General features: G+C 65.3%; 21 protein-coding genes. 13 read left to right on the top strand and 8 right to left on the bottom strand.

Annotation, left to right across the window (positions count from 1 at the left end; genetic code table 11):
* Positions 1-42: 42 nt before the first annotated feature.
* Positions 43-402 (bottom strand): hypothetical protein, encoded by a 360-nt coding sequence (locus GTZ99_RS03885; RefSeq protein ID WP_161716938.1) that lies wholly within the window; start codon positions 400-402, stop codon positions 43-45.
* 217 nt (positions 403-619) lie between these two features.
* Positions 620-2,254 carry a phosphoenolpyruvate carboxykinase gene (locus tag GTZ99_RS03880; protein WP_201742349.1) on the bottom strand — a complete coding sequence of 545 codons (1,635 nt, stop codon included), beginning with the start codon at positions 2,252-2,254 and terminating at the stop codon, positions 620-622.
* Positions 2,255-2,280: 26 nt separating this feature from the next.
* Between GTZ99_RS03880 and GTZ99_RS03875 the strand changes: the two genes are divergently transcribed.
* The 8 genes from GTZ99_RS03875 to GTZ99_RS03840 all read left to right on the top strand — a co-directional run bounded on the left by GTZ99_RS03875 (position 2,281) and on the right by GTZ99_RS03840 (position 8,218).
* A complete protein-coding gene (locus GTZ99_RS03875; RefSeq protein ID WP_161716936.1) occupies positions 2,281-2,619 on the top strand; it encodes a hypothetical protein in 339 nt (112 codons plus the stop codon).
* A 1-nt stretch (position 2,620) separates the two neighbouring features.
* Complete coding sequence (locus tag GTZ99_RS03870) at positions 2,621-3,406, top strand: response regulator transcription factor (protein ID WP_161716935.1); 786 nt, start codon at positions 2,621-2,623, stop codon at positions 3,404-3,406.
* Positions 3,406-5,040: a sensor histidine kinase gene (locus GTZ99_RS03865; RefSeq protein ID WP_227711047.1), complete on the top strand. Its 1,635-nt coding sequence runs from the start codon at positions 3,406-3,408 to the stop codon at positions 5,038-5,040. The genes GTZ99_RS03870 and GTZ99_RS03865 overlap by 1 nt, the downstream gene beginning before the upstream one ends.
* On the top strand, positions 5,037-5,477 hold the full coding sequence (locus GTZ99_RS03860) for an HPr kinase/phosphorylase (protein ID WP_161716933.1): 441 nt from the start codon (positions 5,037-5,039) through the stop codon (positions 5,475-5,477). Before GTZ99_RS03865 ends, GTZ99_RS03860 begins: the two co-directional genes overlap by 4 nt.
* Positions 5,478-5,562: 85 nt before the next feature.
* Positions 5,563-6,510 carry an RNase adapter RapZ gene (gene rapZ / locus GTZ99_RS03855; RefSeq protein ID WP_161716932.1) on the top strand — a complete coding sequence of 316 codons (948 nt, stop codon included), beginning with the start codon at positions 5,563-5,565 and terminating at the stop codon, positions 6,508-6,510.
* A 77-nt stretch (positions 6,511-6,587) separates the two neighbouring features.
* A complete protein-coding gene (locus GTZ99_RS03850; protein WP_161716931.1) occupies positions 6,588-6,992 on the top strand; it encodes a PTS sugar transporter subunit IIA in 405 nt (134 codons plus the stop codon).
* 11 nt (positions 6,993-7,003) lie between these two features.
* Entirely contained in the window at positions 7,004-7,282 is a 279-nt protein-coding gene (locus GTZ99_RS03845) for an HPr family phosphocarrier protein (RefSeq protein ID WP_161716930.1), read from the top strand.
* Between the two features lie 132 nt (positions 7,283-7,414).
* A complete protein-coding gene (locus GTZ99_RS03840) occupies positions 7,415-8,218 on the top strand; it encodes a TrmH family RNA methyltransferase (protein WP_161716929.1) in 804 nt (267 codons plus the stop codon).
* Positions 8,219-8,227: 9 nt separating this feature from the next.
* Here the strand turns inward: GTZ99_RS03840 and GTZ99_RS03835 are convergent, their stop codons facing one another.
* From GTZ99_RS03835 to recR, 5 genes are all read right to left on the bottom strand, one after another.
* On the bottom strand, positions 8,228-9,016 hold the full coding sequence (locus GTZ99_RS03835; RefSeq protein ID WP_161716928.1) for a hypothetical protein: 789 nt from the start codon (positions 9,014-9,016) through the stop codon (positions 8,228-8,230).
* Positions 9,017-9,025: 9 nt separating this feature from the next.
* Entirely contained in the window at positions 9,026-10,483 is a 1,458-nt protein-coding gene (rmuC, locus tag GTZ99_RS03830) for a DNA recombination protein RmuC (protein WP_161717062.1), read from the bottom strand.
* A gap of 60 nt (positions 10,484-10,543) precedes the next feature.
* Positions 10,544-11,113: a peptide deformylase gene (def, locus tag GTZ99_RS03825; RefSeq protein WP_161716927.1), complete on the bottom strand. Its 570-nt coding sequence runs from the start codon at positions 11,111-11,113 to the stop codon at positions 10,544-10,546.
* An 81-nt stretch (positions 11,114-11,194) separates the two neighbouring features.
* Complete coding sequence (locus GTZ99_RS03820) at positions 11,195-11,734, bottom strand: hypothetical protein (RefSeq protein WP_161716926.1); 540 nt, start codon at positions 11,732-11,734, stop codon at positions 11,195-11,197.
* 148 nt (positions 11,735-11,882) lie between these two features.
* The gene (gene recR, locus GTZ99_RS03815; protein ID WP_161716925.1) at positions 11,883-12,479 is read right to left on the bottom strand and encodes a recombination mediator RecR; all 597 of its coding nucleotides are present in this window, start codon (positions 12,477-12,479) and stop codon (positions 11,883-11,885) included.
* A gap of 54 nt (positions 12,480-12,533) precedes the next feature.
* On the opposite strand from recR, the gene fmt reads away from it, so the two are divergent.
* From fmt to GTZ99_RS03800, 3 genes are read left to right on the top strand one after another with little or no spacing between them, the layout of a single operon-like run.
* A complete protein-coding gene (gene fmt / locus GTZ99_RS03810; RefSeq protein WP_161716924.1) occupies positions 12,534-13,439 on the top strand; it encodes a methionyl-tRNA formyltransferase in 906 nt (301 codons plus the stop codon).
* Positions 13,436-14,185: a tRNA pseudouridine(38-40) synthase TruA gene (gene truA, locus GTZ99_RS03805; protein WP_161716923.1), complete on the top strand. Its 750-nt coding sequence runs from the start codon at positions 13,436-13,438 to the stop codon at positions 14,183-14,185. Before fmt ends, truA begins: the two co-directional genes overlap by 4 nt.
* 43 nt (positions 14,186-14,228) lie before the next feature.
* Positions 14,229-14,477, top strand: a complete 249-nt coding sequence (locus tag GTZ99_RS03800) for a hypothetical protein (RefSeq protein ID WP_161716922.1) — start codon at positions 14,229-14,231, stop codon at positions 14,475-14,477.
* A gap of 24 nt (positions 14,478-14,501) precedes the next feature.
* On the opposite strand, the gene cobS is transcribed toward GTZ99_RS03800, so the two are convergent.
* Complete coding sequence (cobS, locus tag GTZ99_RS03795) at positions 14,502-15,494, bottom strand: cobaltochelatase subunit CobS (protein ID WP_161716921.1); 993 nt, start codon at positions 15,492-15,494, stop codon at positions 14,502-14,504.
* A gap of 101 nt (positions 15,495-15,595) precedes the next feature.
* Here cobS and GTZ99_RS03790 point away from each other — a divergent pair, with 101 nt between their 5' ends.
* Together GTZ99_RS03790 and GTZ99_RS03785 are read left to right on the top strand one after the other, a co-directional pair.
* Positions 15,596-16,222, top strand: a complete 627-nt coding sequence (locus GTZ99_RS03790) for a glutathione S-transferase family protein (protein ID WP_161716920.1) — start codon at positions 15,596-15,598, stop codon at positions 16,220-16,222.
* Between the two features lie 98 nt (positions 16,223-16,320).
* Entirely contained in the window at positions 16,321-17,067 is a 747-nt protein-coding gene (locus GTZ99_RS03785; protein ID WP_161716919.1) for a VOC family protein, read from the top strand.
* Positions 17,068-17,092: the final 25 nt, after the last annotated feature.

Here is a 17,092-nt window from a genome sequence, read left to right as displayed (position 1 = left end):
CCGATGCGGTATCACAGGCCGCGCAACGCGACCTGATCAGGATCAGGATTTGCCGAAAAAGCCCTTGGCCATGCCCAGCACGTCGTCGATCGCGCTGCCATCGCCATTGCGGTCCAGCATGCCCAGAACGCTTTGAAACTGCGGATGGCCAACAACCTGCTGCGCCAACTGGCCCAGATTGCTCTCGCCCCCCATGGCACCGATCACCTGTTGCAGCGTGGCCGCATCCAGCCCGGTCTGCGCGGCGGCGGCATCCACCGTGTCGCCCGGCTGTGCATGGGCCTGCGACAGCGCGGCCACGGCATTCTGCGCCACAGCAGGATCAATCCCCACCTTGGCCGCGATCGAGGCGATGTCGACGTTACCGCCCAATTGGCTCAACACACTATCCAGCACGCTCATGCTATTGCCCCTATGGCCATTGGTTAATGCCGCTTTAATGCCATAGTTTTGCCCGACACGCCAATGGTCTGTTGGCATGCGCGCGCGGTTTGCACGGCGCCCGGAAAAAGAGATGCGCCGGCGGCTGCGTGGCCACCGGCGCTCCTCTCCAACCGTATGGGGCGGTGTGTGGCCGCCCCGGTCTGGCGTGGCGGGACGCCAGCGCCCCGCCGATCGCTTAGGCCGTCACCGGCACCACAGGGGCGGCGGCACGCACGGCCTCGTCCACATGGTCGGCGAACTGGGCAAAGTTCTCGACGAACTTGCCAGCCAGTTCGGCGGCGGTCTTGTCATATTCGGCGGCATTGGCCCATGCGCCGCGCGGATCCAGCAGCTTGCTGTCCACGCCCGGCACCGACACCGGCACTTCAAAGCCGAAGATCGGGTCCTTCTTGAACTCGACCTCGTTCAGCGAGCCGTCCAGCGCCGCGTTCAGCAGGGCGCGGGTGGCCTTGATCGGCATGCGCTTGATGCCTTCCTGCGTGGCCTTGCCGCCCGACCAGCCGGTGTTGACCAGCCAGCACTTCACGCCGCCCTTGTTGATGCGCTCCTTGAGCAGGTTGCCGTACACCGAGGGGTGACGCGGCATGAAGGCAGCGCCAAAGCAGGTGCTGAAGGTCGCCTGCGGCTCGGTCACGCCGATTTCGGTGCCCGCCACCTTGGCGGTGTAGCCCGACAGGAAGTGGTACATCGCCTGTTCGGGCGTCAGACGCGCGATCGGGGGCAGCACGCCATAGGCGTCCGCCGTCAGGAAGATCACGTTCTTGGGCACCGGGCCCAGATTGTCGACGCTGGCGTTGGGGATGAAGTCGATCGGATAGGCGCCGCGGGTGTTCTCGGTCTTGCTGGCGTCGGTAAAGTCCAGCTCGCGCGTAGCCATGTCGACCGTCACGTTCTCCAGGATCGTGCCGAACATCTTGGTCGTGGCATAGATCTCCGGCTCGCCCTCGGCCGAGAGGTTGATCATCTTGGCATAGCAGCCGCCTTCGAAGTTGAAGACCGCCGAGTCCGACCAGCCGTGCTCGTCGTCACCGATCAGCGTGCGCGAGGCGTCCGCCGACAGCGTCGTCTTGCCTGTGCCGGACAGGCCGAAGAAGATCGCCGTGTCGCCATCCGGGCCAATGTTGGCCGAACAGTGCATCGGCATCACGCCTTGCGCCGGCAGCAGGAAGTTGAGCAGGCCGAACACGCCCTTCTTCATCTCGCCCGAATATTCGGTGTTGCCGATCAGGATCAGCTTCTCGGCAAAATTGACCGAGATCACCGTGTCGCTGCGGCAGCCGTGACGTTCCGGATTGGCCTTGAAGCTGGGCAGGTTGATGATGGTGTATTCGGGGATGAAATTCGCCAGTTCCTCAGCCTTGGGACGCACCAGCAGGGTGCGCACAAACAGGCTGTGCCAGGCCATCTGGGTGATGACGCGCACATTGACGCGATATTCGGGCTGCGAACCGCCGAACAGGTCGGCCACATACAGCTGCTTCTGGTCCTTGATCGCCTCCAGGAAGTCCGCCTTGAGGTTGGCCCAGTGCTCGCGGCTCATCGGCTGGTTGATGGCGCCCCAGTTGACGGCGGCCTCGGTCACCTCGTCGCGGACGATATACTTGTCCTTGACGCTGCGCCCGGTAAACTTGCCGGTGTCGACCAGCAGCGCGCCGTCCTTGGTCAGAATGCCCTCACCTTTGGCAAGCGCGTGCTCCACCAGCGGCGCGGTGCCCAGGTTGGCAAAGATCTCGGCCGAGGTGGCAATGCCCTGACGGTCAAGCGGATAGCTGAGCGAGGCAGTCAACGTAGTCTCCCGAAGTAGGACCATCCGGAAGGGGGTTCCGGATGCTAAGGATGTGGTTCCCGCAAACGTATTTTGCATTGCACCATTGCGCCGCAGCACAAAAATGGGAAACGCATACGAATGCGAGTGTCGGTTTCGCGCATAATGCAGCCTTGGGCGCGCGTCAAATGGGCAAAATCAAGATTCCCGACACAATCGCGGCGCAATCGTTCATCACGCGGATATTGACGCATTTGCCCGAAGATATCGGCATGATCCGCCGCCGCCCGCAACCCCGCGGCGCCCGGCCGATCACGCGCGCGGACAGCATGCGTGATTGCCTTGGCGCTGCGGCTTGGGTAACGCATGGGGCCTGTCCCTTTTACCAGCCGGATGCCGCGCGCCCCTGATATGGTCGAGCCCAACAGCCCCACGCCCGAAGCCGCCCCGGACGCGTCCACGCGTCAAACACCAGCCGACGACGCCCCGCGCCAGACGATCGCGCTGGTCGATGATGACCGCAACATCCTGACCAGCGTGTCGATCGGGCTGATGGCCGAAGGCTTCGCCACGCGGGTTTATGCCGATGGCGCGACGGCGCTGCGGGCGCTGCTGGACAATCCGCCCGATCTGGCGGTGTTTGACATCAAAATGCCGGGCATGGACGGGCTGGAACTGTTGCAGCGCCTGCGGGAAAAATCGGCGCTGCCGGTCATTTTCCTGACCAGCAAGGACGAGGAGCCCGACGAGGCGCTGGGTCTGGCGATGGGGGCGGATGACTATATCACCAAACCGTTCAGCCAGCGCCTGTTGGTGGCACGCATCCGCGCCATCCTGCGCCGCGTCGAACTGGCCCGCAAGGACGAGGCCGAAAGCGCCGATCCCGCCCCCAGCGAGACGGTCCACCGGGGGCGGTTGGCGATGGACCCGGCCCGCCACGAGGTGCGCTGGGCCGGGCAGCCGGTGTCGCTGACGGTCACCGAATTCCTGATTCTGGAGGCGCTGGCCCAGCGCCCCGGCGTCATCCGCAGCCGCAATCAACTGATGGACTGCGCGTATAGCGACGACATCTATGTCGATGATCGCACCATCGATTCGCATATCAAACGGTTGCGGCGCAAATTCCGCGCGGTCGATCCGGCTTTTTCCGCGATCGAAACGCTGTATGGCGCGGGCTATTCGTTTACCGACGGATGATGTCGCCAGCCACCCCTGCCCGCCGCCACCGGCCACCGCCATGGCGCGGCGTATCGCTGACGACACGTATTCTGGTGATGAATGTCATCGCCTTTGCCATTCTGGCATTCAGCCTGCTGTATCTGGATTCGTACCGCAACCAGTTGCTGGCCGAAAGGTTCCGTCACGCCCGCACCAGCGCCGAGGTCATCGGTGCGGCTTTGGCCCGCCTGCCCACCGCCGAGCGGCGCGACAGCCTGTTGACGCAGGTGGGCGCAGACCAGCACTGGCGCTTGCGGCTGTATGACGAACAAGGGCAGCTGGTGGCCGACAGCTTTGCCCTGTCGCCGACGGGCCCGTCCTTTGCTCTGGTCGACCCCGAGCAGGACAGTGTGCTGGCCTGGGCGGCGCGGCTGCTGGACCGGGGGATGGACTGGGTTCTGGGTGCGCCCCAAGTGCGCCCCTATGCCGAGCCCCCCGTCGTGGACTCAGCTGCCCACTGGCCCGAAATCGCCCTGGCCAGCAAACTGCCCGGCACCGTGGTGCAGTTACGCTATGCCAGCGACCGCACGCCGATCATCACCGCCGCCACCCCCGTCCAGCCCGAAACCGCCAGCATGTGGCCGGGTCGACGCGCTTTTCGCGGCACCTTGCTGATCCTGTCGAATGACCGCGACATCACCCAATCAGTGCGCGACGCACGCCAGACCTTTGCGCTGGTGGTGCTGGCGGCGCTGTTGCTGACGGTGTTCCTGTCGCTGTTTCTGGCGCGCACCATTGTCCAGCCCCTGCGCGGGCTGGTGCGATCGGCGGTGCGGGTACGGCTGGGGCGTGACCGCGCGGTGGTGGTGCCGCGCCTGCCCGAACGCGGCGACGAGATCGGCCTGCTGGCCCGCGCCCTGTCCGACATGACGCGCGCCCTGCATCAGCGCATGGATGCGGTCGAACGCTTTGCCGCCGATGTCGCGCACGAGATCAAGAACCCGTTGGCCAGCTTGCGCAGCGCGCTGGAATCGCTGGACAAGGTGGATGATCCTGATCTGCGCCGCCAATTGGCCGACATCGCCCACCACGATGTGCAGCGCATTGACCGTCTGGTGACCGAAATCGCCGAGGCAAGCCGGATCGATGCGGAACTGTCGCGCACCACCTTTGTGCCCGTGGACATGCACGCGCTGGCCGTGGAATTGGCGGGGGAACGCACGCGGCGGGGGGCCAATGGCGCGTGCCAATTGCGGATCGTCCAGCGTGGCACCGAGCCCACTCTGGTCGACGGCGCGCCCGCCCGGCTGGAGCGGGTGCTGCACAATCTGATCGACAATGCCGTCTCGTTCTCGCCGCCCGATGGCACGGTGGTGGTCAGCGTCCATGGCGATGGCGGCGAAGTGACGCTGGAGGTGGAGGACGAAGGCCCCGGCATCCCGCCGCACCAGCGCGAGCGGGTATTCGAGCGGTTCCATTCCCTGCGCCCCGCGACCGAGGATTTCGGCGCCCATTCCGGGCTGGGTCTGGCGATTGCCCGCACCATCATCGAGGCCCATGACGGCACGCTGACCGCGCAAGAGCCGCGCATTGACCGCGACCATGGCCGGATCGGCGCGCGACTGGTGATCCGCCTGCCCGCCTATGCCCCGCCCGGAGAGGAAACCGAATGAGCCCGCCCGTCCCGCATCAGGCCAGTTGCGTCGTGATCGGCGGGCGCGCGGTGCTGATCGAAGGGCCGCCCGGTATCGGCAAATCCAGTCTGGCGCTGGGGCTGATGGATCGCGGCGCAGTGCTGGTGGGCGATGATGGCATATTGCTGCAACCGGACGGCGACGGGTTGATCGCCCTGCCCCACCCTCGCACGCGCGGCCTGATCGAAGTGCGCAATCTGGGTCTGTTGCCCATGCCGGTGTGCGATCGCGCGCCGGTGGCGCTGGTGCTGCGGCTGGACGTGCTGGCCCCGCGCTTTATCGAGTCTGCCCCCATCACCACGCTGCATGGCGTGCCATTGCCGGTCATCCGCCTGTGGCCAGACAGCCCGGTGCTGGCGCTGCGGGCGGAAATGGCGTTGGCCCATCACGGCCTGCCGCTCCGGCAAGTCACGTAAAGAGGCCATAAAAAGCGGCAATCTTGTGGGCCTATAGCATGACGGGGCTTTCCTTTTGCGCGGGCCCGGCGCAGTAGAACGCACCATGGTCGCCATCCTAACCTCAGACAAAGCCCCCGCTTCTGCACGACAACGCGTGCTGCTGGTTACTGGCGTGCTGGGCGCGGGCAAGACAACCGCGCTCAACGTGCTGGAAGATCTGGGCTGGGAGACGATCGACAACTTTCCCATCCGCCTGCTGGACCGCCTGATCGACAGCGGTGAGGCGCCGGCAGGTGATGGCGCGATCCACGCGCCGCTGGCGATTGGGTTCGATTCGCGCACCCGTGGGTTCAACCCGCATGAGGTGATCCAGTTGGTCAAACGGCTGACGGCGCGCGCCGATCTGGAGCTGACCACGCTGTATCTGGACTGCGCCACCGGAGAACTGGAGCGCCGCTATAACGAAACGCGCCGCCGTCACCCGATGGCCAGCGACCTGCCCGTGGTCGCCGGCATCAACGCCGAGCGCGAGATGATGGAGCCGCTGCGCCGCTGGGCCGACATCGTCATCAATTCGACGATGTTCAGCGCCAATCAGCTGCAACAGGCGATCCGCGAACAGTTTTCGCCCGATTCCGGCCCGGAATTGACGTTGACCGTCAGCAGCTTCGGCTTTTCGCGCGGGATGCCGCCGGTGGCCGATTTCGTGTTCGACATGCGGTTTTTGAACAACCCGCACTGGGACACGGTGCTGCGCCCCATGACCGGGCGCGAGGCGGCGGTGGGCGATTTCATCCGTCAGGACCCCGCATTCGACACCGCCTATGTCCAGATCCGCGATCTGTTGCTGACCGTGCTGCCCCGTTTTCGCGCGCAGGGCAAAGCCTATGTCCATGTCGCCTTTGGCTGCACCGGGGGGCGCCACCGGTCGGTGTTCATGGCCGAACAGATCTCCGCCGCCTTGCGCGCTTCGGGGTTTTCCCTCACAATATTGCACCGCAATCTGGGTTCGCGCGCGGCTGACCTTGTCGAAGGCGCGACCACGCGCTAACCCCAATGCCCGCCTTGTGTCGGATGGCCTGATTGGCCGCCGGCGCACAGGCCCCACTACCGGAGCCTATTTTCCGCATGATCGGTCTGATCCTGGTGACACACGGCAAGCTGGCCGAAGAATTCGTCCATGCCATGGAGCATGTGGTGGGCCGGCAGGAACAGGTCGCGACCGTTTGCATCGGCCCCAACGATGACGTCGAACGCCGCCGCCGCGAAATCGCCGATGCGATCCGCGTGGTCGACACCGGCGAAGGCGCGATCATCCTGACCGACCTGTTTGGCGGCACGCCGTCCAATCTGGCGATCTCGTTGATGCAGGCGGGCAAGGTCGAGGTGATCGCGGGCATCAACCTGCCGATGCTGATCCGGCTGGCAGGCGCGCGCAAGACAGGCGGCGTGCAGGCGGCAACCGTGGCCGCACGCGACGCAGGACGCAATTACATAACCATAGCGTCCGAATTTCTGGGACAAGATGCCTGAGAGAGGGTGTGATGGCAGAGGCACGCGAAACGATTGAAATCGTCAACGCCAAGGGACTGCATGCGCGCGCCAGCGCCAAGTTCGTCAACATGGTGGCGATGTTGCCCACGGGGTTGGAGGTTACCGTCGCCAAGGACGGGACCGAGGCGGCCGGTGGCTCGATTCTGGGGCTGATGATGCTGGGCGCGGCGCGCGGCGACACGGTGGAAATCACCGTGCGCGGCGAGGATGCCGACATGGCGCTGGCCAAGCTGTCGGGTCTGGTCAAGGACGGTTTCGGCGAGGATTGACCGCGCCCGACCAATGCCTGCCTGTCACCCAAGGATTGATTGCGCGCCCGTCAGCCTATAGGGGCGGTGCCGGCGCTGTTGCGGCTGATGCTGTTGGCCGCGCGCCCCTTTCCCTTGCTGACAGGCTGATCCATGCGCCGCGCGATTACCGGTTTTTCCAATCCCACTGTCAAACTGCTGCGCTCGCTGCGTGAAAAAAAGCACCGCAAGCGCGAGGGCCTGTTTCTGGCGGAGGGCCTGCGCCTGTTGACCGATGCGCGCGACATGGGCCGCCTACCGCAAACGCTGGTGATGGCGCAGGGACGCGACGCGCACCCCCTGCTGGACGAACTGGAAGCCGCCGTTGACGCCAATGGTGGCGAAATCATCGAAACCACCGACGACATTCTGGCCAAGATCACGGGCAAGGACAATCCGCAGGCGGTGTGCGGTGTGTTTGCCGAATTCGACACATCACTGGCGGGCGTGGACCGCCATGCCGCGCCACTGTGGCTGGTGGCGCAGGCGATGCGTGATCCGGGCAACCTGGGCACGATGCTGCGCACGGCGGACGCGGTGGGTGCGGGCGGCTTGATCCTGATCGACGACTGCGTTGACCCGTTCAGCGTCGAGGCGGTGCGCGCCAGCATGGGCGCCATTTTCACCCAGCATCTGGTGCAAACCCGCTGGGAGGAATTCCTGCCGTGGCTGCGTGACGGGCGCGGCGGCCAATTGGTCGCGGCCAGCCTGCGCGAGGCGGTGCCCTATCGCGGCGCGCCCTATGCCAGGCCGTGCTTTGTCATGGTGGGCAACGAATCGCGCGGCCTGCCCGAAGACTATGAACTGGCCTGTGACCTGCGCGTGACCATGCCAATGAAGGGCCGCGCCGACAGCCTGAACGCAGCGGTGGCCGGCGCGGTGCTGGCCTATGAAGTGCTGGCCTGTCTGGAGGGCTAAGCCACCGGTTCAGTCCCCTGCGACAAAGGTATCGATCCGCCAACCGCCAGCACCACGATGCACCGTCAGCCGGTAATCCACCACCGAGCGCAACCGTGACAAGGCGGCAAAACCGCTTGGGCCGGCCGGGCTGATCACTTTGACCCGGACGTCCTTGACGCCCTCATCGATCGATCCGGGCACCTCAACCAGCGCCCATGACAGGCGCGCGACCAGTCGTCCGCCACCGGCATGGTCATAGAGCGGCACATCCGGACCAACCGCCAGCATTGTGGAATAGGGCTCGGCCTCGCCAATGTCCTGCGCAAAGAACCAGGGGATCGTCGCGCCGCCATCCTGTTGCGCACAGCCCAGCGCCAGCGCCGCGTCCAACGCCTTCCACAAATCCGCGCCATCGGCCGAACGCAGCCGAGCGGACAGTTCCCTGCGTCCGGCTCCGCCGCCATAATCCAGCATCACATTGGCGTCAGCCAGCGCCGTCAGCGCCGCGACATCGCGCCCCCGCACCGCATCACCCAACCGCGCGCGAAAAGCGGCAAAGCCGGGCAAGACCCCACATTCATCGCGCGGCGCATAACGGCCCGCGATCAACGGCGCGGCCTCCACCGCGGCCGACGGCGCGACTGTCGGCGTCACGGTCGGCGTCGCGCTGGGCGGCACGGCAGGCGCGCTGGCTGCGCTGGCTGGATCATGCCCGCCCGTCAACCAACGGTTCACCCCGCCCTGCCACGCCCAGGTTACCACGGCCCCCACCGTGATACCCGCCACCAACAGACCACCCGCACCTGCCCACCGCATGTCGCCCCCTTACTGCGCGTTCAGTGGCAAGGCCGCCGGATCGGCCGCTTCCGCCACATCTTCCGGACCATAGCGCGGCGCCGTCTCGATCAAGGCGATCTCCTCGATCTCGCGCTTGCCCACCTCGATCCCCTTGTCTCGCAGACGCCTCCCAGCCGACAAGACGTTGCGCTCAAAGCTGCCGACGAACTTGTTGTAATTGTCGACCGCGCTGCTCAGCCCGCTGCCCATACGCTTCAAATGCTCGGCCGCAACCGCCAGACGCTCGTGCAATTCGCCGCCCATCCGGCCAATTTCGCGTGCTTCCTGCGCCAGCTTGTCCTGCTTCCACACCATCGCCACGGTGCGCGCGATCGCCACCAGATTGGTCGGACTGGCCAGCAACACGCGGCGGTCAAAGGCGAAATTCCAGATCTCGGGATCATGTTCCAGCGCGGCGGCGATAAAATGTTCGCCCGGCACAAACATCAACACATAGTCGGGCGCGTCGGGGAACTGGCTCTGATAGCTTTTGCTGGCCAGCGTCTGGATATGGGCGCGCATCGAAAGCGCATGCGCCTTCAAAGCCGCCTCGCGCACATTGTCCTCCTGCGCCTCGAACGCCTCCTGATAGGCGTTCAAGGACACCTTGGCGTCGATCACCAGCTTCTTTTGCCCCGGAATGTTGACGATGGCGTCAGGGCGCAACCGGCCTTCCTCGGTGTTGACGGAATGCTCGGTGACGAAGTCGGTGTGCTCGGCCAAACCGCATTGTTCCAGCACGTTACGCAACTGCTGCTCGCCCCAGCGCCCCCGCGCCTTGGGCGCATTGCGCAAACTGTTGCCCAGTCGCGCCGCCTCGGCCCGCACGGCCTCCTGACCGGTGCGCAATTGCTCGATCTGGCCGAACAACTGGCCAAAGGCATCCACCCGCCGCGCCTCCAGCGCCGCGACCTGCTCCTCATACCGGCGCAAGCGTTCGCCCACCGGGGCCAGTACGGTCTGGATGCGAGCCGCCTGTGTCTTTTCGCTTTCGGCAAAACGGGCATCCGCGCGGGCCAGAAAAGCCTCCTGGGCCTGCGCCAGCACGCGGGCCCCTGCCCGTTCGAACTCGCCCTGCAACTTGGCCTGCGACTCCAGCAACAGGCGCTGCTGTTCCTCGAAATGGCGGGCGTCAGCCTGCATCCGGGCCAGTTCCGCCCGCAGCGCCTCACGCTCGGCGCGGGCATCATTCAGTTCCAGCGCCAGCGAATCAGCCCGCGCCGCGCGTTCGCCCGCCGCCGCCAGTTCCACGATCGCACGACGAAACTTCTCGTCCAGCGCGCGGGCCTCGTCCTCGCGCTGGCGAGCGTCGATATCGCGCTGCCGCGCCTCGGCGTCGCGCGCTTCGAACCGGGCGCGCCAGTCAGCCACCGGCCGCCCGCCCAAAAACCAGCCCAGCGCCAAACCGGCGCCCAGACCCACAATAACAGCGATTACAGGAACCAGCGACTCCACACCACACTCCAACCAGAACGGAGCGTGAACGTAGAGCCGCCCGTCAAAACGTCAAGCGAGCTTGCGCGCCTTTTCCAGCTTCTTGAGCGCCATATTGCGCTTGAGGCGCGAGAGGTGGTCGATGAACAGCACGCCTTCGAGGTGGTCCATCTCATGCTGGATGCAGGTGGCCATCAGGCCTTCCATCTGCTCCTCATGGGTGTTGCCCTCCAGATCCTGCCAGCGCACGCGACAGGCGGTGGGGCGTTCGACATCGGCGTAAATGTCGGGGACCGACAGGCACCCCTCCTGATAGACCGAGAATTCCTCTGCCGGATCAAGGATTTCGGGGTTGATGAACACCCGAGGTTCCTTCTTGGTCGGCTGATGGTGGTGATGGTGGCCGCCATGCGCGGTGCACACTTCGGGCTCGGCATCGGGGTCTTCGGGTTGCAGGTCAATCACCACGACCCGCTTGGCCACGCCCACCTGAATGGCGGCCAGACCGATGCCCGGCGCGTCATACATCGTCTCGAACATGTCCGAGACCAGCTGGCGCAGTTCGTCGTCAAACGCCTCAACCGGCGTGGAAATCTGCTTCAGGCGCGCATCGGGCGCCTCGATGATCGGAAGAATAGCCATGGCCCCCAATATAGCGGGCGCGCCCATCAGGCAACAGGGCGCGCCCGCGATTGTGGCGATTGGTCAGAACGCTTTTTCCGATCAGGGTTTGCGCGCGGGCGCAGGCGCCGGAGCGGGCGCACCACCGGCAGGAGCGGGCGCGACGGAAATCAGCCCTGCGTCAATCGCCGCGCGCACTGTCACGCCAAAGCTTTGGGCAAAATTGTCCAAAGCAAGACGCAAGGCATCACGCTGCATACCCTGAGGGAACATCGGATAGGTCACCAGAACGATACCCGCGTCATTGACCAAAACCTTGCCCAAGCCATTGGTCTTGTTCGTTTTGGCCAACCACGCGTCAGTCACGTTCAGCTTGCCAACGCCGCCCAGCATGCTGACCAGATGGCAGCCCTGTCCGTTGGTGCAACCGCTGACGACCGCCTGCACCGGCAATTGCCCCAGCTTGACCAGAAAGCGCGCGCTGACGCCCGGCACCACCTGCTCGACCGGCCCGACTTCATAGCCCATTTCCTTGAGCACGGTGGCAAATGCCTCGGGCGTGCTGGCGTCAACCACGGCCACGCCCGGCGCCGCCACCGGGGCCGCCATCACGCGCGCAGGTGCCGCCATTACGCTGGCCATCAAGGCCGCTGCTGCTATCGTCTTGAAATACATGTCCACTCCCACCCGGCATTCGCCAACATCGGCGGGAATGGCACGTGGTCGCGCCTGCCGTCAATCAGGCCGGGGCGATAATGCGATCAACCGCGCGCAAAACACCTCCCGCGCCTCACACCATCGGCCGCCGCGCGCGCAAGGCCTGCGCCAGCGTGCCCTCGTCCAGATAATCCAGTTCGCCCCCCACCGGCAGGCCATGCGCCAATTGCGTGACGCGCACTGGCAAGCCTTCCAGCCGCTCGGCGATGTAATGGGCGGTGGTCTGGCCCTCCAGCGTGGCATTCATGGCCAACACCACCTCGTCCACGCCGCCGCCCTGCACACGCTCGATCAGCGCGGGGATCGACAGATCCTCTGGCCGCACCCCGTCCAGCGCCGACAGCCGCCCGCCCAGCACATGATAGCGCCCGGTAAACAGCCGCGCCCGGTCCAGCGCCCACAGGTCGGCCACATCCTCGACCACACAGATGCTGCGCGCATCGCGGCGCGGGTCGGCGCAGATCGCGCAAGGGTTGGTCGTGTCGACATTGCCACACGTGCCACATTCCACCAGCCGGTCGCGCAATGCCTCCAGCGCGCCCAGCAACTGGACCAGCGCGGTTTCGCGCCGCTTGATCAGCCACAGCACGGCCCGCCGCGCCGAACGCGGCCCCAACCCCGGCAGGCGGGAAAGCGCCTGCGCCAATGTCTCGATCTCTTGCGATGCCATGGCGGTGCAGATAGGGCATCGCCAAACCCTAGGCCAAGAGCCGGAAAGAGACTTATGCGCATCATCTATATGGGCACGCCCGAATTTGCCGTTCCAGCGCTGGAGGCGTTGGTGGCGGCGGGGCACGAGGTGGTGGCCGCCTATAGCCAGCCGCCGCGCCCCGGTGGGCGGCGCGGGCGCGAACTGACGCCCAGCCCGGTGCATAAACGGGCGCTGGAACTGGGGATCGAGGTCCGCCATCCCATCAGCCTGAAAGGCGCCGAGGAACAGGCCGAATTTGCCGCGCTGAACGCTGATGTCGCGGTGGTGGCGGCCTATGGGCTGATCCTGCCGCGCGGCATTCTGGAGGCACCCAAGCATGGATGCCTGAACCTCCACGGCAGCCTGTTACCGCGCTGGCGCGGGGCGGCGCCGGTGCAGCGGGCAATTCTGGCCGGCGACGATGAAACGGGCGTTGGCATCATGCAGATGGAGGCCGGGCTGGACACTGGCCCCGTCCGGCTGGAAGGCCGCACCGATATTGGCGACAAGACCACGGGCGAACTGACCAGCGAACTGGCCGCGATGGGCGCGGATCTGATCCTCCGCGTCTTGGACAATCTGGACGCCCACCCCCCGTTGGCGCAGTCCGCGGACGGCATTACCTATGCCCACAAGATCGACAAGGCCGAGGCACGCCTGGACTTCTCGCTCAGCGCAGAACAGGTGCTGCGCCAGATCCGCGCCTTCATGCCTGCGCCGGGCGCCTTCTTTGAACTGGAGGGCGAGCGGTACAAGGTGCTGGCCGCCGACATCGCTGCGGGCGCGGGCGAACCGGGCGTGACGCTGGACGACACGCTGACCATTGCCTGTGGCACCGGCGCGATTCGGCTCACCACCATCCAGCGCGCCGGCAAACCCGCCATGCCCACCGCCGACCTGTTGCGCGGTCGGCCCATCCCGGCGGGCACGCGCCTATGACCCGCTTTGCCCTGACGCTGGAGTTTGACGGCACCCCCTTCATGGGGCTGCAACGGCAGGCGCACGGTCCGTCCATTCAGGGCGCGGTCGAGGCGGCGATCCATCGCGTCACCGGCGAAACGGTCACCATGGCCGCCGCCGGGCGCACCGATGCGGGGGTCCACGCGCTGGCCATGCGCGCCCATGTCGATGTGGCCAAGGACATTGCCCCCTTCCGCCTGATGGAGGCGGTGAACCATCACCTGCGTCCCGATCCCATCGCGGTGCTGGACTGTGTGGCGGTGCCCGATGACTGGCACGCGCGATTCAGCTGCATCGGGCGGTCATACATCTATCGCATCGCCAACCGCCGCGCGCCGCTGACCCTTGGCCGGGACCGTGCGTGGCTGCTGGCCCATCCGCTGGACGCCGATGCGATGCACCGCGCCGCGCAACATCTGGTCGGGCTGCATGATTTCACCACCTTCCGGTCGGTCCATTGCCAATCGGCCAGCCCGGTGAAAACATTGGACAGCCTGAACGTGCGGCGCGAAGGCGAGGCGGTGATTATCGAGACGGCGGCGCGATCCTATCTACACCATCAGGTGCGCTCGATGGTGGGGTGTCTGGCGCTGGTGGGCATGGGCCGCTGGCGCGAGGAACAGATGAAGGAAGCGCTGGACGCCCGCGAGCGGCAGGCGCTGGGCCTGAACGCGCCATCCTGTGGCCTGTATTTCAATCAGGCGGTCTATCCCGAACAGGGCTAGGCATGGTATCGCGCGCGTTCCATTCCAACGCGAGATTTGGCCAATGACGCAACGGCCCACCTATTGGTTTCCGGCAAAGCAATATGGCTGGGGTTGGGGGCCGCCCACCTGCTGGCAAGGCTGGGGGGTGATGGCGGCGTTTGCCGTGGTAATGGCGGGCAATGGCGTGTGGCTGGGCCGCACCCACGATCAGGTGACGTTCCTGATCGTCACCGCGCTGGCCGTGGCTGGGCTGATCGCCATCTGCTGGGCCAAAGGTACGCCGCCCCGCTGGCGCTGGGGCGGCGATTGATCCTGTAACGGATGGTGGCCGGCCTTACGCCTTGGCCACCACGCTTTCGGGCAGGTCGGTGCCGAACACGCGCTGATAGTATTCGGCCACCAATACGCGCTCGGTCTCGTCGCACTTGTTCAGGAACGACAGGCGGAAGGCAAAGCCGATGTCCTTGAAGATCTGGGCGTTCTGCGCCCAGGTGATCACGGCGCGCGGGCTCATCACGGTGGAAATGTCGCCGTTGACGAAACCCTTGCGCGTCAGGTCGGCCACCTTGACCATGTCGGCGATGGTCTTTTCCGGCAGGTCCGTGACCTTTGCGTGGACGATGCCACTTTCCACGTCCTGCGGCAGATAGTTCAGGCCCACCACGATGTTCCAGCGGTCCATCTGGCCCTGATTGATCGCCTGCGTGCCGTGGTACAACCCGCTGGTGTCGCCCAGACCCACCGTGTTGGCGGTCGCGAACAGGCGGAAATTGGCGTTCGGGCGGATGACGCGGTTCTGGTCCAGCAGCGTCAGCTTGCCCTCGGTCTCCAGCACACGCTGGATCACGAACATCACGTCCGGGCGGCCCGCGTCATATTCGTCAAACACCAAGGCGACCGGGTGCTGCAACGCCCAAGGCAGCAGGCCTTCGCGGAATTCGGTGACCTGCTTGCCATCCTTGAGCACGATGGCATCGCGCCCGATCAGGTCGATACGGCTGATATGCGCGTCAAGGTTGATGCGGATGCACGGCCAGTTGAGGCGCGCGGCCACCTGCTCGATATGGGTGGATTTGCCGGTGCCGTGATAGCCCTGCACCATCACGCGGCGGTTGAAGGCAAAGCCCGCCAGAATCGCCAGCGTCGTATCCGGATCAAACACATAGGTGTCATCGCGGTCGGGCACACGCTCATCCGCAACGGAGAAAGCGGGCACCTGCATATCGATGTCGATCCCGAACGTTTCACGCACATCCAGCGTGATGTCAGGAGCGGACAGAACGGTGGTCGAAGCGCCCGGGCGCTGCATGTCAAGAATCTCGGTCATCGCGCAAATGGCCTATACGTGCGGGCGCTTGGCTGCAATATGTTTGCGCTGGCCCTGATGGGAATATCAGGGTCTTGTCCGAATGGCGGGAGATTTGACCGATGATCGTGTTTGGCGCGCTGCTGTCGCCCTATGTCCGCAAGGTGTGCGTGGCCCTGGCCGAAAAAGGCGTGGACTATGAGCTGAAACTGTCGCGCCCTCGCAATCCCGATCCCGATTTTCTGGCCGCCAGCCCCTTTGGCAAGATTCCGGCGATGAAGCATGGCGACTATACGCTGGCCGATTCCAGCGCGATCGTGGCCTATGTCGATGCGGTCTGGCCCGAACCGGCGCTGATCCCGGCCGATCCCAAGCTGCGCGGGCGGGCGATCTGGTTTGACGAATTTTCCGACACGATCTTGGCCGGATCGGGGCTGAAGGTGCTGTTCAACCGTTATGTCGCGCCGGTGGTGTTCAAAAAGGAGGGCAATGAGGCCGTCGCGCAGAAGGGGATGGAGGAATTACCTCCAATCTGGGCCTATCTGGAGTCGCAAGTGCCCGAGCAAGGCTGGCTCGTGGATGCGTTTTCCATTGCGGATTTGTCCATAGCCTCGATGATCCGCAGCTTGGAACATGTCGACGCCCAGCCCTGCGCCACGCTCTACCCCCGCACGGCGGCGTGGTATCAGCGCGTCTGCGCCCGTCCTTCGTGGATACAGGTTGCGGCCGAAGACAGCGCCAAGGGGTAGGCTGGCACGAGCGCTGGCCAAACCGCGCAACCGGAGAGAGATGTTTAATGAGCCAGTCACAGCCCAGTTTGCAAGGCGCATGGATCTGGTACGAATTGATGACCCCCGATGCCCCGGGCTCCCGCACCTTTTATCAGGACGTGGTGGGCTGGGAGATGACGGTGGGGACAAAGCCGCCGCTGTTCTATGGCGCGATCAACCGCGCCGACGGGCGGGCCATCGGCGGCGTGATGCCGCTGGGCCCGGACCTGGTCGCCCAGGGGGCAAAGCCGCGCTGGGTGGGGTATATCACGGTTGATGATGTGGATGCTTCGGCCGGGCTGATCACGCGGCTGGGCGGCCACATCCTGATGCCGCGCATGGATCTGGAGGTGGGCGCCTTTGTGCTGGCAGCCGATCCGTGGGGGGCGTGTTTTTACATCATGACGCCCAATCCGGGCGCGGGTGATGGCGCGTCGCAGGCTTTTTCCCCGACCGATGTCGGCAGCATCGGCTGGAACGAGGTATTTACCGACGACCAGCCGGCCGCGCTGGCCTTTTACCGCGAGGTGTTTGGCTGGGAAGAAGCCGGGTCGATGGATTTGGGGGCGTTGGGCAACTATGTGTTCCTGTCGCGCCGTGGGGTGCTGATTGGGGCGGTCATGCACCGGCAGCGCAACACACACGGGTTTGGCTGGAACCACTATATCCGCGTGGCCAATATCACATCGGCGCATCGGGCCGCGATCGCCGCCGGGGCCAAGGTGTTCCACGGTCCGACCGATGTGCCCGGCGGTGAGCAGATCATGAATGGCGTGGACCCGCAGGGGGCCACCTTTGCGATGATCGGCATGAAGGGCGATTGACGCGCCCGCCGTTCCGTGTACGTTC

This window comes from Novosphingobium ovatum, from assembly GCF_009909235.1.
Taxonomy (GTDB): domain Bacteria; phylum Pseudomonadota; class Alphaproteobacteria; order Sphingomonadales; family Sphingomonadaceae; genus Novosphingobium; species Novosphingobium ovatum.
Note: the sequence above shows the minus strand (reverse complement) of the source record. Positions and strands in the feature narration are given on the sequence as shown.

Bases quoted from the DNA above. Each gene is read 5' to 3' on its own strand.
- GTZ99_RS03885 (WP_161716938.1), bottom strand. From the start codon at position 402: ATGAGCGTGCTGGATAGTGTGTTGAGCCAATTGGGCGGTAACGTCGAC.
- GTZ99_RS03880 (WP_201742349.1), bottom strand. From the start codon at position 2,254: ATGGTCCTACTTCGGGAGACTACGTTGACTGCCTCGCTCAGCTATCCG.
- GTZ99_RS03875 (WP_161716936.1), top strand. From the start codon at position 2,281: ATGTGGTTCCCGCAAACGTATTTTGCATTGCACCATTGCGCCGCAGCA.
- GTZ99_RS03870 (WP_161716935.1), top strand. From the start codon at position 2,621: ATGGTCGAGCCCAACAGCCCCACGCCCGAAGCCGCCCCGGACGCGTCC.
- GTZ99_RS03865 (WP_227711047.1), top strand. From the start codon at position 3,406: ATGTCGCCAGCCACCCCTGCCCGCCGCCACCGGCCACCGCCATGGCGC.
- GTZ99_RS03860 (WP_161716933.1), top strand. From the start codon at position 5,037: ATGAGCCCGCCCGTCCCGCATCAGGCCAGTTGCGTCGTGATCGGCGGG.
- rapZ (WP_161716932.1), top strand. From the start codon at position 5,563: ATGGTCGCCATCCTAACCTCAGACAAAGCCCCCGCTTCTGCACGACAA.
- GTZ99_RS03850 (WP_161716931.1), top strand. From the start codon at position 6,588: ATGATCGGTCTGATCCTGGTGACACACGGCAAGCTGGCCGAAGAATTC.
- GTZ99_RS03845 (WP_161716930.1), top strand. From the start codon at position 7,004: ATGGCAGAGGCACGCGAAACGATTGAAATCGTCAACGCCAAGGGACTG.
- GTZ99_RS03840 (WP_161716929.1), top strand. From the start codon at position 7,415: ATGCGCCGCGCGATTACCGGTTTTTCCAATCCCACTGTCAAACTGCTG.
- GTZ99_RS03835 (WP_161716928.1), bottom strand. From the start codon at position 9,016: ATGCGGTGGGCAGGTGCGGGTGGTCTGTTGGTGGCGGGTATCACGGTG.
- def (WP_161716927.1), bottom strand. From the start codon at position 11,113: ATGGCTATTCTTCCGATCATCGAGGCGCCCGATGCGCGCCTGAAGCAG.
- GTZ99_RS03820 (WP_161716926.1), bottom strand. From the start codon at position 11,734: ATGGCCAGCGTAATGGCGGCACCTGCGCGCGTGATGGCGGCCCCGGTG.
- recR (WP_161716925.1), bottom strand. From the start codon at position 12,479: ATGGCATCGCAAGAGATCGAGACATTGGCGCAGGCGCTTTCCCGCCTG.
- fmt (WP_161716924.1), top strand. From the start codon at position 12,534: ATGCGCATCATCTATATGGGCACGCCCGAATTTGCCGTTCCAGCGCTG.
- truA (WP_161716923.1), top strand. From the start codon at position 13,436: ATGACCCGCTTTGCCCTGACGCTGGAGTTTGACGGCACCCCCTTCATG.
- GTZ99_RS03800 (WP_161716922.1), top strand. From the start codon at position 14,229: ATGACGCAACGGCCCACCTATTGGTTTCCGGCAAAGCAATATGGCTGG.
- cobS (WP_161716921.1), bottom strand. From the start codon at position 15,494: ATGACCGAGATTCTTGACATGCAGCGCCCGGGCGCTTCGACCACCGTT.
- GTZ99_RS03790 (WP_161716920.1), top strand. From the start codon at position 15,596: ATGATCGTGTTTGGCGCGCTGCTGTCGCCCTATGTCCGCAAGGTGTGC.
- GTZ99_RS03785 (WP_161716919.1), top strand. From the start codon at position 16,321: ATGACCCCCGATGCCCCGGGCTCCCGCACCTTTTATCAGGACGTGGTG.